The organism is Streptomyces sp. NPDC016459, assembly GCF_040632845.1.
GTDB lineage: Bacteria > Actinomycetota > Actinomycetes > Streptomycetales > Streptomycetaceae > Streptomyces.
On sequence record NZ_JBEYCR010000006.1, the window covers coordinates 393415 to 408906 of the forward strand.

Annotated in this window: 17 protein-coding genes, 1 pseudogene and 1 riboswitch; of the genes and pseudogenes, 13 read left to right on the top strand and 5 right to left on the bottom strand. The window is 73.3% G+C overall.

The annotated features are described in order from the left end of the window. The first annotated feature begins 158 nt into the window (after positions 1–158). From ABZ567_RS18420 to ABZ567_RS18435, 4 genes are all read left to right on the top strand, one after another. A complete protein-coding gene (locus tag ABZ567_RS18420) occupies positions 159–320 on the top strand; it encodes a hypothetical protein (RefSeq protein ID WP_360790770.1) in 162 nt (53 codons plus the stop codon). Positions 321–357: 37 nt separating this feature from the next. Continuing rightward, positions 358–687 carry a hypothetical protein gene (locus tag ABZ567_RS18425; protein WP_360790773.1) on the top strand — a complete coding sequence of 110 codons (330 nt, stop codon included), beginning with the start codon at positions 358–360 and terminating at the stop codon, positions 685–687. Positions 688–883: 196 nt separating this feature from the next. After that, positions 884–1054, top strand: a complete 171-nt coding sequence (locus ABZ567_RS18430) for a hypothetical protein (RefSeq protein WP_360790776.1) — start codon at positions 884–886, stop codon at positions 1052–1054. Positions 1055–1384: 330 nt separating this feature from the next. Beyond that, on the top strand, positions 1385–2254 hold the full coding sequence (locus ABZ567_RS18435; protein WP_360790778.1) for a YhjD/YihY/BrkB family envelope integrity protein: 870 nt from the start codon (positions 1385–1387) through the stop codon (positions 2252–2254). Between the two features lie 2 nt (positions 2255–2256). Here the strand turns inward: ABZ567_RS18435 and ABZ567_RS18440 are convergent, their stop codons facing one another. Both ABZ567_RS18440 and ABZ567_RS18445 read right to left on the bottom strand, forming a co-directional pair. Next, positions 2257–3084, bottom strand: coding sequence for an ABC transporter permease (locus ABZ567_RS18440; protein ID WP_360790781.1), 828 nt, complete (start codon positions 3082–3084; stop codon positions 2257–2259). Continuing rightward, positions 3081–3989 carry an ATP-binding cassette domain-containing protein gene (locus ABZ567_RS18445; RefSeq protein WP_360790784.1) on the bottom strand — a complete coding sequence of 303 codons (909 nt, stop codon included), beginning with the start codon at positions 3987–3989 and terminating at the stop codon, positions 3081–3083. The genes ABZ567_RS18440 and ABZ567_RS18445 overlap by 4 nt, the downstream gene beginning before the upstream one ends. A 135-nt stretch (positions 3990–4124) precedes the next feature. On the opposite strand from ABZ567_RS18445, the gene ABZ567_RS18450 reads away from it, so the two are divergent. The 6 genes and pseudogenes from ABZ567_RS18450 to ABZ567_RS18475 all read left to right on the top strand — a co-directional run bounded on the left by ABZ567_RS18450 (position 4125) and on the right by ABZ567_RS18475 (position 8021). Next, positions 4125–5369 (top strand): sensor histidine kinase, encoded by a 1245-nt coding sequence (locus ABZ567_RS18450; RefSeq protein WP_360790786.1) that lies wholly within the window; start codon positions 4125–4127, stop codon positions 5367–5369. After that, a complete protein-coding gene (locus tag ABZ567_RS18455; protein ID WP_360790789.1) occupies positions 5366–6046 on the top strand; it encodes a response regulator transcription factor in 681 nt (226 codons plus the stop codon). Before ABZ567_RS18450 ends, ABZ567_RS18455 begins: the two co-directional genes overlap by 4 nt. Before the next feature lie 112 nt (positions 6047–6158). Next, positions 6159–6653 (top strand): NUDIX domain-containing protein, encoded by a 495-nt coding sequence (locus tag ABZ567_RS18460; protein ID WP_360790792.1) that lies wholly within the window; start codon positions 6159–6161, stop codon positions 6651–6653. Positions 6654–6763: 110 nt separating this feature from the next. Continuing rightward, positions 6764–7178, top strand: a pseudogene (locus ABZ567_RS18465) (DUF6629 family protein). A 7-nt stretch (positions 7179–7185) separates the two neighbouring features. After that, positions 7186–7401 (top strand): hypothetical protein, encoded by a 216-nt coding sequence (locus ABZ567_RS18470; protein WP_360790795.1) that lies wholly within the window; start codon positions 7186–7188, stop codon positions 7399–7401. 122 nt (positions 7402–7523) lie between these two features. Then, a complete protein-coding gene (locus ABZ567_RS18475) occupies positions 7524–8021 on the top strand; it encodes a peptidylprolyl isomerase (RefSeq protein WP_360790798.1) in 498 nt (165 codons plus the stop codon). A gap of 139 nt (positions 8022–8160) precedes the next feature. On the opposite strand, the gene ABZ567_RS18480 is transcribed toward ABZ567_RS18475, so the two are convergent. Both ABZ567_RS18480 and ABZ567_RS18485 read right to left on the bottom strand, forming a co-directional pair. After that, complete coding sequence (locus tag ABZ567_RS18480; RefSeq protein ID WP_360790801.1) at positions 8161–8409, bottom strand: type B 50S ribosomal protein L31; 249 nt, start codon at positions 8407–8409, stop codon at positions 8161–8163. A 112-nt stretch (positions 8410–8521) separates the two neighbouring features. Continuing rightward, positions 8522–11107 carry a SpoIIE family protein phosphatase gene (locus ABZ567_RS18485; protein ID WP_360790804.1) on the bottom strand — a complete coding sequence of 862 codons (2586 nt, stop codon included), beginning with the start codon at positions 11105–11107 and terminating at the stop codon, positions 8522–8524. Positions 11108–11228: 121 nt separating this feature from the next. On the opposite strand from ABZ567_RS18485, the gene ABZ567_RS18490 reads away from it, so the two are divergent. Together ABZ567_RS18490 and ABZ567_RS18495 are read left to right on the top strand one after the other, a co-directional pair. Beyond that, entirely contained in the window at positions 11229–11993 is a 765-nt protein-coding gene (locus ABZ567_RS18490; protein ID WP_360790807.1) for an alpha/beta hydrolase, read from the top strand. A 120-nt stretch (positions 11994–12113) separates the two neighbouring features. After that, positions 12114–13400: an alpha/beta family hydrolase gene (locus ABZ567_RS18495; RefSeq protein WP_360790810.1), complete on the top strand. Its 1287-nt coding sequence runs from the start codon at positions 12114–12116 to the stop codon at positions 13398–13400. On the opposite strand, the gene ABZ567_RS18500 is transcribed toward ABZ567_RS18495, so the two are convergent. Next, on the bottom strand, positions 13394–14275 hold the full coding sequence (locus ABZ567_RS18500; RefSeq protein WP_360790813.1) for a transglycosylase SLT domain-containing protein: 882 nt from the start codon (positions 14273–14275) through the stop codon (positions 13394–13396). The genes ABZ567_RS18495 and ABZ567_RS18500 overlap by 7 nt on opposite strands. Positions 14276–14279: 4 nt before the next feature. Next, positions 14280–14463, bottom strand: a riboswitch (cyclic di-AMP (ydaO/yuaA leader). Positions 14464–14803: 340 nt separating this feature from the next. Here ABZ567_RS18500 and ABZ567_RS18505 point away from each other — a divergent pair. Then, positions 14804–15436, top strand: coding sequence for a hypothetical protein (locus ABZ567_RS18505; protein WP_360790815.1), 633 nt, complete (start codon positions 14804–14806; stop codon positions 15434–15436). Positions 15437–15492 lie beyond the last annotated feature (56 nt).

Sequence of the window (15492 nt, forward strand, 5' to 3'; positions counted from 1 at the left end):
AGTGAGTGAGTGCGGTGAACGGGTGTCCTACGCGTGCGGGTCGCGCAGCACTGGGCCACAGCGTCGGCCATGCCTTCGTGGGCGAGGCGGGGAGCATCCCGCGGACTGCCGGTGCCGTGGATCCGGTCCGGTGGGCGCGGACGGCTCCGGTGCCCCTGATGCAGCCCATCACCTGGTGCAACGTGGACTGCACCTACTGCTACCTGCCCGATCGCGCGGTGGCGAAGCTGATGCCGGTGGAGGTCGCCGACGCGGTCGCCGTCGCCGTACGCGAGTGGAGCCGGCGGCATCCTGTGACGGTGGGTGTGGCACGGCGGTGAGCCGCTGGCAGCCGGGCAGGCGCACCTGCGGGCGTTGATGGAGCGGTTCGACCCGGGCGGTGGGCATCCGGTCACCCAGGCGGTGCAGACCAACGCGACACTGATCGACGCCGATTGGTGCGCGTTGTTCACCGAGGCCCGCATGCAGGTGGGCGTGAGCATCGACGGTCCCGACCAGGCCAACGCGGCGCGTATCGACCGCGGCGGGCGGGCCAGCACGGACAAGGCACTGCGCGGGGTGGGCATGCTGCGCCGGGAGGGCATCGAGTTCGGCCTCATCTGCGTCGTCGCCGATCCGACGTCGGACAGCGCAGTAGCCCTGTACCGGTTCGCCCGCGAGATCGGGGGGCGGCGAGCCTGGGGGTGAACCTCGCCGAGCAGAAGGGCGTCAACGACATGGCCGGCCAACAGCCGGGCTCTCGCCTACTGCCGCGGCGGTCAGGCGGCCAACAAGTACGTCGAGACCGGACGGCTGGATGCCACCGACCAGCGTCTGCCAGAAGGCGACCACGGGCAGACCACCTACTGCCGGACCAGCAAGATCAGTCTCACACCTCGGTCCGATGGCCCAGGACTGGCAGGCGGCCTTCGGCTTCAGCGCCGACGGCCGCAGCATCCCCGGCGTCGACGCCACCGGCGTCCTGCTGGTGGCCATCCAGGCCCTGCACCACCACGTACGACAGCCGCAGGCAGAAGTCGACCACCTGCGGGACGGCTCCGCCCGCGAGGCGTGAAGTCACTTCTCGCCAGGCGCGTGGCTGCCCACAAGGCTCCACGCCTTCGTTCGCCTCGTTCCTGACGGGGAGGGAACACCCGGGCCCGGGACCGTACCAGTCCCGGGCCCGGCGTCCGTACCGGTCCCGCCATCGCACCCCCGTGGAGACATCCACCCGTACACCGTGCGCGACCGCCCATCACCACTCTCCGCCCGCCGGGGCCCGCACCCGGCCCGTGCGCCGCTCCGCCCCTGAGACCCTCGCGTCCCCATCGCCCCCAGGGCGCCCCGCACCCGTTCGGCCGTACCCCTGAGAGGTCCCACCCTCCGGCCGGGTACCTCACGAGGCATGCCCTCCACACCCGGTCCGCCGCACGACGGGGCCCCGACCGAACACGGCCACTGGTTCCGGCGGCTCCACGCCCGCCTCGTCGGCTCGTCCCTCGGGCTCGCGTGGAACCGCGGCCGCGCCATGGAACTCATGCACCGCGCCATGGGCTTCGCGGCGCTCAGTCTGCTCACCCTCGTCCCCCTCCTCATCGTCGTCGCCGCCGCGGACCTCGCGAGCGGCCAGGGTTTCGCCCGCTGGCTCGTCCAGGGCCTCGGCGTCTCCGAGGTCTCCCAGGAGGAGGTCGAGCAGCTCTTCGGCCAGCCGGGACAGGCCCTGCAACGCACCACCGCCTTCGGCCTCGCCGCCCTGGCCGCCTTCGGCGTCACCTTCGGATCCGCCGTACAGACCGGGTACGAGAGGGTCTGGGACCTCCCCACCGCCCGCTGGCACACGATGTGGCGGCACGTCGTCTGGCTCGCCGTCCTCGTCGCCGCCCTCCTTCTCTTCGTCGCCGGCGCGGCCCCCGCCGACTCCTCGGCCGTGACCACCGTGCTCACCGCCGTCGCCGACCTCCTCGGCACCTTCGTCTTCTTCTGGTGGTCGCAGCGCTTCCTGCTCTGCGGCCGCATCCGCTGGCGCGCCCTCGCCCCCGGTGCCGCCCTCACGGCGCTCGGTCTCCTCGGGCTGCGGATCTTCTCCCAGCTCGTCTTCTCCCCGCTCATCGCCTCCAACGCCGTGACGTACGGCCAGTTCGGCACCGTCCTCGTCCTCCAGTCCTGGCTCGTCGGTGTCGGCTTCGTGGTGTACGGAGGCGCCCTCACCGGACGCCTCGTCCACGAGCACCTCCTGGGGCGCCGCCTCGCCGGGAAGCGGCCCGACGGCACCTGACGTCACTGGTCGCGATGCCGCACCGCCACCACCGCGACCACCATCGCGCCCAGCACCCACAGCGCGTACACCAGCCAGGCGCCGCCGGCCGTCCAGGGGTACGGCTCCACCGCGGCCGGCCCCGCGGCCACCAGGCGCTCCCACGCGTGGAGCGGCGTCGCGTGGGCCAGGACCGCGGTGAGGTGGCGCCGGTCACCGAGGACCGACGGCAGCAGCAGAAGCAGTACCACCGAGCCGACGACCGACACCGCGCTGCGTCGCAGCAGCGTGCCGAGCGCCGCGCCGGCGAGCGCGCAGACCGGCGCGAGCAGCGCGGACGCCACGACGAGCCGCAGCGCCCCGGGGTGCGTGATCGGCAGCCCGACGCCGCGCTCCGCGAGCACCGCCTGCGTCGACCAGAACGAAAGCCCGGCGGCGAGCGCCCCGAACCCGCTCTGCACGCCCGCCACGACCAGCAGCTTCGCCGCCATCAGCGAGCCCCGCGCCGGCACCGCCGCGAACGTGGTGCGGACGAGGCCGCTGCCGTATTCGCCGACCACCGCCACCGCCCCCGTCGCGGCGGTGCAGAGGATCAGGACCATCGACGCGTTCCCCGTGAACGCGTCCCCCAGCGCCATCCCGTTCCGTACGAACCCGGCCCGGCCCTCCGCGTCGTACTGGAACCAGTAGCGGTAGTGGTCCCATGCGGTGCCGAGGTTGAGGCAGACCACTGCCAGGGTGCCGAGCAGCAGCGACCAGCCGGTCGACCGCAGCGACCACAGCTTCAGCCACTCCGACGCGATCAGGTCCAGGAACCGGGCGCGGGGCTCCACCGGGGTGAGTGTGGTCATCGGGCGTCTCCTGCCAGGTATTCGACACTGTCCGCGGTCAGTTCCATGAACGCCTCTTCCAGCGAGGCGGTACGAGGGGTCAGTTGCTCCAGCGGCACCCGGTGCTCCAGGGCGAGCGCACCGATCCGGGCGGCCGGGAGTCCGGTCACCGTCAGCAGACCGGACTCCTCCGTGACCTCCGCGCCCTCCGTGAGCAGCACCGCCGTGATGGCCGCAGGGTCGGGCGTGCCGACGGTCACGCTCAGCCGGCCCCCACGCGCCGCGAAGGCCGTCAGGCTCTCCGCCGCGATGAGCGAGCCCCGGCCGACGACGACGAGTTCGTCGGCCGTGTGCTCCATCTCGCTCATCAGATGGCTGGAGACGAACACCGTGCGGCCCTCGGACGCGAGGCGCCGGAACAGACCCCGCACCCACTTCACGCCCTCCGGGTCGAGACCGTTGAGCGGCTCGTCGAACAGCAGCACGGGCGGGTCACCGAGCAGCGCGCCCGCGATCCCGAGCCGCTGCCGCATCCCCAGCGAGAACCCGCCGACCCGGCGCCGGGCCACCCCCGCGAGGCCGACCTCATCGAGGACCTCGTCCACCCGCGCGAGCGGGATGCGGTTGCCGCGGGCCAGGACCGCGAGATGCGCCCGAGCGGTCCGTCCGCCCTGTACATCGCCGGCGTCGAGGAGCGCGCCCACGTGCCGCAGGCCGCGCGGCCGGTCCCGGAACGGCCGCCCGCCGACCGTGACCGACCCGCTCGTCGGACTGTGCAACCCCAGGATCATCCGCAGCGTGGTGCTCTTGCCCGCCCCGTTCGGCCCGAGGAAACCGGTCACGAGCCCCGACCGGACCGTGAAACAGAGCGAGTCGACGGCCGTCGTGGCGCCGTAGCGCTTGGTGAGTTCACTGACTTCGATCATGTGCACCACCGTGCCGCCCGGCTCCCGTCCCGGGCATCGGACCAGCGCGGACAATCGGCGGCGCCCACGGTCACCCTGGGTCGTACACCCCTGGTCCGATGCGCCGGGCGAGTGTCGGCGCCTACGATCGCGCCCATGTCCGCCACCCCGTCAGCGCCGTTCCTCAAGAGGGTCACCCCGGGCGGCTGGGCCGCGCTCGCCTGGCTCGCGGGCCTCCTCTTCACCGCCCTCCTGCGCGTCCGGCTGCCCGGCCAGGAGGAGGCGGACGTCATGGCCGGCGTGGTCTTCCTCCGCTGGGACGGCCTCACCATGCTGGCCTTCGCCACCGCCCTCGCCCTGCGCGGCAGCGTGCTCCTGACCCGCCGTCCGACCGCCGCCCTGTGGTTCCTCCTGGCGGCGGCGGTCGTCGCGTGCACACCACTCGGCATCACCGCCATCCCCTTCGCGCAGTACCTCGCCGTCGACGTCGCCCTCTACGTCATCGCCGCCGCGAGGCCACCCCGCGAGGCCTCCCGGGCACTGCTGTCCGCCCTCGGCGTCCTCGGCGGCTATCTGACGGTCCGGCTGCTCGCGGGCTGGAGCGTCGGCACCACCAGCGCCCTGGCCGTCGGCCTCATCGCCGCCGTCGCCTGGCTCCTCGGCCGCTCCGAGCGACAGACCCGGATGTACGCGGAGCGGTCCCGCGCCCAGGCCGCCGAGCAGGCCGTCACCGCCGAACGGCTGCGCATCGCCCGCGAGATGCACGACACGGTGGCCCACAGCATCGGCATCGTCGCCCTCCAGGCCGGAGCGGCCCGGCGCGTCATGGAGACACAGCCGGAACAGGTCCGCCAGGCGCTCACCGAGATCGAGACGGCGAGCCGGGAGACCCTCGCCGGGCTCCGCCGGATGCTCGGCGCGCTGCGCACCGACGACCCCGACGACCCCGGACCGCGTCCCACCGGTACCGGCCTCCCCGAGCTGCCCGGCCTCGCCGCACTCGACCGGCTCGCGGAGAGCACCGAGGCCGCGGGCGTCCGCGTCGCCGTCCAGCGCGTCGGAGCGTCCCGCACCCTGCCGCCGGACATCGACCTGTCCGCGTTCCGCGTCGTCCAGGAGTCCGTCACCAACGTCGTACGCCACTCCGGCGCCGACTCCTGCACGGTCACCGTCGACCAGCGCGACCCCGAGGCCCTCGTCGTCACCGTCGAGGACCGCGGCCCCGCGCCCGGCCGGGACCCGGCACGAGCCGGAGACGGGTCGGGGTACGGCCTCGCCGGCATGCGGGAGCGTGTCGCCCTCCTGCACGGGGACTTCGCCGCGGAAGCCCGCCCCGGCGGCGGCTTCCGCGTCACCGCCCGCCTCCCCCTCCCCCTTCCCACAGGAGCCACCGCCCGATGAGCGAGACCACCGCCGAGCGGCCCGTCCGGGTCGTCCTCGCCGACGACCAGCCCCTGGTGCGCGCCGCGCTCCGCATGGTCATCACCGACACCCCGGACCTCGTCGTCGCGGGCGAGGCGGCGAACGGAGCCGAGGCCGTCCGCCTCGTCCAGGAGACCGGCGCCGACGTCGTCGTCATGGACCTGCGCATGCCGGGGACGGACGGCATCGAGGCGACCCGCCTCATCACCGCCGGGTCCACCGGCGCGCGGGTCGTCGTGCTCACCACCTTCGACGACGACGACCACGTGTACGGGGCGCTGCACGCGGGCGCGTCCGGATTCCTGGTGAAGGACATGGCCCTGGACGACATCCTGGCCGCCGTCCGGGTCGTCGCCTCCGGCGACGCCCTCATCGCCCCCAGCGTCACCCGGCGCCTCATCAAGGAGTTCACCGACCGCCCGAAGCCGGCCCCCGCCGCGCCCAGGCGCCGGGCCGAGGGGATCACGGACCGCGAGCGCGAGGTCCTCACCCTGGTCGGCCGGGGCCTCTCCAACACGGAGATAGCCGCCGCACTCCACATCAGCGTCGCCACCGCCAAGACCTACGTCACCCGGCTGCTCGCCAAGCTGGACGCCCGCGACCGGGTGCAGCTGGTGATCATCGCGTACGAGGCGGGGCTGGTCTCCACGGCCTGACCGGGGCCGTCGCGGTCACACGATCCGGTGATCGACTCGTGAGCGGCCGGGTGGCCGCGCGGAGCCCGCTTGGATGAAGGCGAACCATCGGTCCGTCGAGAGAGAGCCGCCCATGGCGAACATCTGGCTGCCGCCCGTCGAGTACGTGGCGACCCTGCCGAGAGCGACGGCGTACGCCTGCCTCTACTTCACCGACACGGCAGGCCGCCCCTTCCAGCTCCGCGCCACCTACCGCACCGAGATGTGGCAGTGGCCCGGCGGCAACATGGACCCGGGGGAGACCCCCTGGGAGACGGCGGTCCGCGAGTGCCACGAGGAGACCGGCATCACCTTCACCGGCGGGCCGCGGCTCCTCGGCACGCACTTCGTCACCGACCGGGGCGAGGAGTGGCCCGCCAACCACATCGGCTTCATCTTCGACGGCGGGGAGCTGACGGACGAGCAGATCGCCGCCGTCGTCCTCGACCCCGAGGAGCACAGCGAGTACAGCCTGCGCACCCTGGACGAGTGGGAGCGCGAGATGGACCCGGGGGAGTTCAGGCGCCTCGCCGGGATCGACAGGGCCCGCAGGACCGGCGTACCGGTGTACCTGGACACCGGCCCCTGACGGACCCGGGGTACGAGGGGCGGGACCGTCCCCGGGTCGGTCCCGCCCCGGACATACCGGACATCAATGACAACCGCACACATGTCCCCGATCTGGGATAGAAGGGCGGTATGTGCTGGAGTGCGACGGCCGACCTCTGGGCGGGCCTCGGGATCGGCGCCGTCGGCGTGGCCTGCCTCGCCGCCGTACGCCGCCCGGGGGACCTGCCGCTCGCCGCCCTGCCCCTGCTCCTCGGGGCCCACCAGATCGTGGAGGCCGCCGTCTGGCGCGCCGACGGCGGGGCGGGAACCGCCACTCTCGCCCGGGCCGTGATCGCCCTCCCCCCGCGGCGCCCTGCTTCTCGCCCGCGACCGAGTGCTCCGCCTTCTCGGGCTTGTCACCGGCGTCGGCGCGGCCGTCTGCGCCCTGCTGTGGAGCACCGAGTTCCTCTCCACCTGGTGCGCCCTCGCCGCCGTGGCCTCCCTGCTGCTCCTGGTCTGGATCCGGCGCCGGCCGGCCGTAACCCCTGGGCCGCTCAGTAGTTGACCAGGTCATGAAGAAGCGCAGCATGCTCGCCATCGCCTCCCTCGCCGCAGGCGTCGTCACCGCTCTCGTCACCCCGCCGCCGCAGGCCAGCGCGGCCGAGAGCCCCCTCGGCGGTGCCAGCGGCCTCCTCCAGGAGGACCAGGCCGTCGAGACCGTCCTCCAGGACACCGTCCAGAGTGCCGAAGGCGCCCTCCCCGTTCCCCGCGCCGGCGGGCTGCTCTGACCTTCCGCGTCACGCGGCGACCGGTGCCCCGCGCCCCACGGGCCGCGGGGCACCGGCACGCCATGACCCGGGAGGCGGCAGCCCGTGCGCGCGCCGTGCGCGAGTAATGACAGGATGTCCCCATGAGCGACAACGTTTACTTCGACATCACCATCAACGACGAGCCCGCCGGTCGGATCACCTTCCAGCTGTTCGACGACGTCGTCCCGAAGACGGCCCAGAACTTCCGCGAGCTCTGCACCGGCGTCCACGGCTTCGGCTACGCCGGTTCCCCGTTCCACCGCGTGATCCCGCAGTTCATGCTGCAGGGCGGCGACTTCACCCGCGGCAACGGCACCGGTGGCAAGAGCATCTACGGCGAGAAGTTCGCCGACGAGAACTTCAAGCTGAAGCACGACCGCCCGTTCCTGCTCTCGATGGCCAACGCCGGCCCGAACAGCAACGGCTCGCAGTTCTTCATCACCACGATCGTCACCGACTGGCTCGACGGCAAGCACGTCGTCTTCGGCGAGGTCGTCGAGGGCCAGGACCTCGTCAAGAAGATCGAGGGCCTCGGCTCCCGCTCCGGCGCCACCAGCGCCACCATCAAGGTCGCCGAGTCCGGCATCGTGAAGGCCTGATCGCCTTTCCGAGCCGAGTCGAGGGCGCCGGGCGCTCTCGCTCGACCACCCCGGCCGGGGCGGGGAGCGTCGTCCGTAGGGACGCGCACCCCGCCCCTGCTCGTGGGCCGCGGTGCGGACAGCGGCCCGAGCCGTGGCCTCAGCCCGTCTCGCCGAAGCGCCGCTCGAACTTCGCGATCCGTCCCTCGGAGTCCACCGTCCGCGCCGTGCCCGTGAAGAACGGGTGGCTCTCGGAGGAGATCTCCACGTCGATCACCGGGTACGTGGCGCCGTCGTCCCATTCGATGGTCCGGTCGCTGGTCGCGGTGGACCGGGTCAGAAAGGCGTACCCGGCCGAGCGGTCGCGGAAGACCACCGGGCCGTACTCGGGCTGCTTGTCCTGCTGCACGTGTCCTCCTCGGGCTGACGCCCCGCATCGCCCGGCCTGGTCGGCCGGGGCACCCCCAGCCTCCCCGCGCGCCCGGCCGCCGACCAACGCCACGGGCCCGACCGGGTGATCCTCAGCCGTGCTCGGGCCACCGCGCCGCGAGCAGCACCGCGATGTCGTCGAGGCGGGCCGTGGCCTGGCGGGCCTCCCGGATCACCCGATCGGCCGTCTCCGCGAGCGGTAGCGAAGCGGCCGCGGCGAGAGCCCGGCGCACCCGCTCGATCCCCTCGTCGATGTCCCGGCCCGGCAGCTCCACCAGACCGTCCGTGAAGAGCGCGAGCACCTCACCAGGAGCCAGCCGCAGCCGCGTCACCGGATACGACGCGCGGTCGTCGACCCCCAGCACCACCCCGCCCGCGAGCTCCAGCAGCTCCGTCGTCCCGTCCGGACGCAGCAGCAACGGCTGCGGATGCCCGGCCCGGACCGCCCGCACCTCACCCGTGTCCGGGTCGAGGAGCATGTAGCAGCAGCTCGCGAACTGCCCCGGGTCCAGATCGATCAGCAGCCGGTTCGTCCCGCGCATCACGTCCTCGGGCCGATGACCGCCCAGTGCGAACGCCCGCACCGCGCTGCGCAGCTGACCCATCGTGGCCGCCGCCGCCACACCGTGCCCCTGGACGTCTCCGATGACCAGGGCCAGGCACCCCTGCCCCGCCTCGATCACGTCGTACCAGTCGCCGCCGACGTCCATGCCCTGGGTGCCCGGAAGGTACCGGCCCACCGTGTCCACCCCCTCCCGCACCGGCAGCCGGTGCGGGAGCAGTGCGTCCTGGAGCCCCCGCGCGACCGCCGACTCCGAGTCGTACCGCTGCGCCCGCTCCAGGGCCTGGGCGATGAGGCCCGCGAGCGCCGTGAGCACGGTCCGCTCCTCCGGACTGAAGCCGCGAGGCCGGTCGAACCCCAGGATGCAGGAGCCCACCGGGCGGCCCGAGGCGATCAACGGCAGGAACGCCCGCGCACCCGACTGCGCGTCCAGCGGAAGTCCCGGGTACCTGCGGCCCAGCTGCTCCATCGACTCGAAGAACAACGGCCTGCCCGTGGTCAGCGTCTCCACGCCCGGCAACCGGGCGTCCAGGGCCACGCCGTCGAAGGATTCCAGGAACCCCGGCGGGAAACCCGTCTCCCACGCCAGGTACAACCGCCGGTCGCTCAGCAGATAGATGGCCAACTGGCGCCCGCCGAACGCCGGAAGCAGCTCCTCCGTCACCACCGCCGACACCTGGCGTGCCGTCACGGCCTCGGAGAGCGCGATCGCCAGCGCGACCGGCCGATAGGGGGCCGTCACCCGTTCGGGGGACAGGGAGAACGTGTCGTCCTTCCCGCTCCCGCCGCCGGTGCCCGGCGTGAGCCTCGTCGGGTCCTCCTCCGGGACCAGGACCATCGTCACCCCGTCCCGCCCCGGATGCAGCGAGACCGACAGCCATCGGCCCGGCTCGGGCCGGGCCACGAAGCGCGCCGCCTGCCCGGAGACGAACGCGGCGCGCAACTGCTCCTCGTGGAACGGCAGGCCGAACCAGGGCAGCGCCTCCCACAGCGGCCGTCCCGCCAGAGCCCCGCGGGAGCGCCCGAGCAGCCGCTCGGTGCGCTCGTTGACGTAGGTGACGCGTCCCAGCCGGTCGATCGCCAGGATGGCCCCGGGCAGCCGGTCCGTGGCGTCCGAGCCGACCAGCCCGGTGCCGAGGTCGACGAGGGTGCACACCAGCCGCGTGGTCTCGCCGTACGGGTCCTCCTCCGCGCCCACCGCCCCCGGCGGGCCGGCACGCGCCCGCGTGGAGACCTCCAACAGGTGCAACCCGCCGTCCGGGCCCTTCAGCCGGATCCTGCGCACCACCGGCCGCCCGTCCGGCCCCGTCGCCTGCCGCGCCGCCGCCCACAGCGCGTACCCGTCCTCCGGATCCAGGAGGGACGTCAACGCCTCGATCGAGCACGGCGAGGTCACCTCCGTGCCCAGGATCTCCAGCAGCCCGGCGTCCATCGTGACCGTGCCCGAGCGCACGTCCCAGTCGAAGGAACCGAAGCGGACCGGCGGCGCGCCCGTCGTGGACAGCTGCACGCACACCGGGTCGCCGGGCCACTCGACCACCGTCCCCCCGCGGACCAGATCGGCCAGCGCCTCACCGAGGCCGAGCGCGCCCCGCGTCATCCGGCCCCGGTCCCGGGCGTCCACCGCGACCCCGGGGGTCGGCGCCCGCAGTGCCATGAGGACCCCGAACCGCTCACGGCCCGCGACGACCGGGGCGTACAGCGAGGCGAAGGGGAACGGAAGGCTCGCCACCAGCTGGGGGAACCTCCGCATCGCCTCCTCGACGTCGGCGAGGTGGACGGACTGGCCCGAGCGATGCACCTCGGCCACCGGAAACGGGCGGTTCTCGTGCATCCGCCACCACGGACGGAACAAGGGCCCCGGCAGTCCCACCAGGACCGCGAGCTTCAGCAGCCCCGTCGTTCCGGAACGCAGGTACACCCCGCCCGCGTAGCCGCCGACCTCCTCGACGGTCCGGAGCGCGGCCTCCGCGAGCGCCCAGGTCAGCGCGCCCGAAGCAGGCCCGTCCGGGGCTGCTGTCCCGGACGGACGCCCGGTTGCGCCGACCGGGCCGGGGCCGGACGTGCCGTGCGAAGTCACACAGTCAGCATGCCCCCGACCGGAAACGCCCTGCATCCCGAGCCAGGCCTTCCTCCCTGCACCCTTGACCGCGCGCGCCCGTCCCGTCACACTCAGTAGTCGACCGTGCCCGCAGTCGCGCGGCGCGCCACCCACCATCTCGCGCTCAGGGGGCACGATGACGGACCGCGTTCTTCCGTACGACGTACAGGGCGACGGCCCTCGGCGCGCCCTCGTGCTGCACAACTGGTTCGGCGACCGCACCAGCTTCGCCCCGCTCCGCGCCCACCTCCAGGACGCCGCCCACTCCTACGCGTTCGTCGACTGCCGCGGCTACGGCGAGGCGCTCGACCGCGCCGGCGCCTACACGATGGAGGAGGTCGCCGCCGACGCCCTCGCGGTCGCCGACGACCTCGGCTGGGACTCCTTCTCCGTCATCGGTCACTCGATGGGTGGCAAGGCGGCACAGCTGATGCTGCTCGACGCCCCCGACCGCGTCCGCTCGATCGTGGGCATCTCGCCGGTGTCGGCTGCCGGGTTCCCCCTGGACGGCGAGACCTGGGAGCTGTTCGCCGGAGCCGCCGAGGACCCGGCGAACCGGCGTGCGATCATCGACACCACCACCGGCGGCCGCTACGACGACGCCTGGCTGAGCACCCTCGTCGAACGCTCCGTCGGACGGTCCTCCGCGACCGCCTTCCGCGCCTACCTGGACTCCTGGTCCCGCACCGACTTCCACGAGCGCGTCCGCGACAACCCCACCCCCGTCCTGCTCGTCGTCGGCGCCCACGACCCCGCGCTCGGCAGCGAGGCGATGGAGGCCACCTGGCTGCGCTGGTACCCGAACGCGCGCCTCGAAGTCCTCAAGGACGCCGGCCACTACGCGCCCGAGGAGACCCCGCAGGCCCTCGCCGAGGCCATCGAGGCCTTCCTCGCCGCCTGACGGGCCCCTCGCCGCCGACCCGGCCGCCGTCGCCGACGCGTCTACCCTGGAGACACGGGCAGGGGGACGGGCATTCCGCTCGTCCCGGGCCGGAGCCGCGCAGGCGGAAAGGCGGCGGCCATGTACTTCAGCGACCGGATCGACGCGGGCCGGCAGCTCGCCACCCGACTCGGCCATCTCAAGGGCCTGGACGTCGTGGTGCTCGGTCTCCCGCGCGGTGGTGTGCCGGTGGCCGCCGAGGTCGCCGACGCCCTCGACGCGCCGCTCGACATCTGTCTCGTACGGAAGCTGGGACTGCCCCGCCAGCCGGAACTCGCGATGGGCGCGCTCGGCGAGGGTGGTGTCCGGGTGGTCAACGAGCGGGTGATGCGCGAGACCGGCGCGGACGCGCGCGATCTCGCGGCCGTGGAGCGGCGCGAGCTCGCCGAGCTCGACCGGCGGGCCACGCGCTACCGGGGCAGCAGGCCCTCCGTGCCGCTCGAAGGGCGGACGGTCCTCGTCGTCGACGACGGTCTCGCGACCGGCGCCACGGCCCTGGCGGCCTGCCGGGTGGTACGCGCCAGGGGCGCCGCCCGGATCGTCCTCGCGGTCCCGGTCGCCCCGCCGGGCTGGACGGCCCGGCTCGGCGGTGAGGCCGACGAGACCCTCAGCGTCCACACTCCGGAGCTGTTCTACGCGATCGGACAGTTCTACCGGGACTTCACGCAGACCCCCGACGCCGAGGTCATCGCCTGCCTGGACCGGAACCGGGCCACGCGCGGCCCGGTGGTCCACGAGACGGACGTACGCGTCCCGGTCACCGGAGCCACGCTCACCGGACGGCTCGCGGTGCCCGAGGAGGCCGCCGGCATCGTCCTGTTCGCCCACGGGAGCGGCAGCGGCCGGCGCAGCCCCCGTAACCGCGCGGTCGCGGCGGCGCTCAACCGGGCGGGTCTCGGAACGCTCCTCTTCGACCTCCTCACCGAGGCGGAGGCGGGCGACCGGGCCCGTGTCTTCGACACCCCGCTGCTCGCGGGCCGGCTTGCCGACGCCACGGAGTGGCTCACCGCTCGGCCCGGCAGCGGCGGCCTCCCGCTCGGCTACTTCGGGGCGAGCACGGGAGCGGCCGCCGCCCTGTGGGCGGCGGCCGCTCCCGCGTCCTCCGTGGCCGCCGTCGTCTCACGCGGTGGCCGCCCCGACCTCGCGGCCGATCACCTGGCCCAGGTCAGGGCTCCGACGCTGCTCATCGTGGGAGGCGGGGACGCGCTCGTCCTCGACCTCAACCGACGGGCCGGGGCCCGGCTGCGGTGCGAGAACCGGCTGGCCGTCGTGGCCGGGGCCACTCATCTGTTCGAGGAGCCGGGTGCCCTGGAGGAGGTGGCGGAGCTCGCCGCCGCCTGGTTCACCCGGCACTTCCGGGATCAGTAGGGTCCGTTGACGTTGTCGATGGAGCCGTAACGGTCGGCCGCGTAGTTGCAGGCGGCGGTGATGTTGGCGACCGGGTCGTAGAGGTCCGTCGACGTGCCCGGTACGTGGTAGGCGTCGAAGGTCGGCTGGATCACCTGGAGGAGGCCCTTCGAGGGGGTTCCGGCCACGGCGTTGGAGTCCCAGTTGTTGATCGCCCGGGGGTTGCCGGACGACTCGCGCATGATGTTGCGCAGGATTCCGTCGTAGGAACCGGGGATGCCGCGCTGGGCCATGATGTCCAGCGACTCCCGGATCCAGCCGTCGAGGTTGTTCGTGTACTGGACGGCGGCGGCCGGGGCGGCCTTGACGGGAGCGGCGGCGGGAGCGGCCTGCGCCGCGGAGGCGCCCGTGGCCTTCGCGACGGCCGGGGCGGCCGCGCGGCGCTCGGAGCGGCTCGCCCGATCGGTCGAACCGGTCTTCTTCTGCGCGGCGGTGGTCTTCGCGGAATCCCGACCGAGCGTCAGTTCAAGGCCCGGACGGATAAGTGACGGATTGTCACCCACCGCGCTCCGGTTGATCTTATAAAGAGTCTTCCAGCCGCCCTGAATTCCCTTCTTCTGGGCGATCAGGGAAAGCGAGTCACCGCTGACGACCGTATAGGTGCGGGCTGCGGCGGGGGCGCCGGGAGCCTTGGCCGCGGCCGGTGCGGCGGCGTGAGCGACGAGGGCGGCGGCGGGGCGGGCGGCCAGGTCCGGGGCTCCGGAGACGGGCGCGGCGCCGGATGTGGCGGGGGTGATCAGCGGGAGAGCCAGGGCGGCCCCACCCGTTCCGACCAGGGCGAGTCCACGCGAAACAGCGTGGCGTCGGGGGCGGCGGTGCTTACCGTGTGCAGGCATGGGGGTTTCCTCTCCGGCGCCTGCGGGGTGAGCTGTCGGGTTCGGACTGGAGATGTCCGGCCGCGCGCACGCGGCTTCACCCCGAGCCGATCCGGAATCCGGGTCGGCGTATTCGTGGGTCCCCCGCTCCTGCCGTCGGGTGAAAGTGAGGTATTTCGAGCGGTGGCAGGATTCGGCGATCCGCTCGAATGGAGGTGACCGTAGGCCAGTAATGCTGAAAAGGACAAGGGGAGTGGTGGTGCGTTCCCGGTGAAAGGATCACGGAATTCACCGAATTCAAGATCACCCGTTCTTCCGGACCGCCGAACTCCCTTGCGGGGCCCGCCTCGCGTCGGCTCGCGAGGCGGGGGAGTGCCCGGGGAAGTGAGTCGCGTCACCAGGGATCTATTGTCCGAATATGCTCCTTAATTCTGCTTATGGGGAAATTCTCCGGAAAGGGGGTGTCGATCGAAGGGGCGCTCAAGGGCATAACACGCAAAGCCGACATTCGTCGTGAAGGATGGTGCCCCCGACCGAGGAGCCGCACGGATGTCCCCCTCCGCCGCCCTGATCGACCCCGACACCCTCGACCGCGAGGCCGCCGCCCTCTACGAGAGCGCCACCTGGCAGCGGATCGTCACGGACTGGACCGCCTCCCCGTCGCCCGCGGACCCATCCGTGCCCACGCCCGGCACCGCGCCGGACCCCGAGAGATGGCGGGCTCTGCTCACCCTGCCGGTGGACCGCCTCGTCGCCGACGCGCTCGACGCACTGCCGCCGCCCCTCCCCGTCGAACGCCGGCTCCCCGGCCGGATCGGCGCCCTGCTGCCCGACCGGCTGCACGCCTGGCGCCGAATCGGCCAGCCCGAACTGCGCCCCTCGGTCCACCTCGGCTACGCGCGCCTCGTCCTGACGGAATGGGGCTGGCAGAACGCCCCGTACAGACTGCGGGACGCGCGAGGAGCCCGATGCGTCTGCGGCGCCCTGCTCGCAGCGCACCGCCTCGGCTACGGCGGTGAGACCACGATGAACGAGGCAGCCGCCTGGATCATGGCCGAACTGCGGTCACGGGGATGGCGGGAGCTGATCGGGCCCTGGAACCGGGCACCCGGCCGTACCGCCGCCGACGCCCTCGCCCTCCTCGACGCCGCGATCCACCGCGCCGCGCACGCCGGCCGCTGACCGCTACCCGCCGTACGGCCGAGGGGCGACCGCGGGATCGCCGCCCCGTCCCGTCC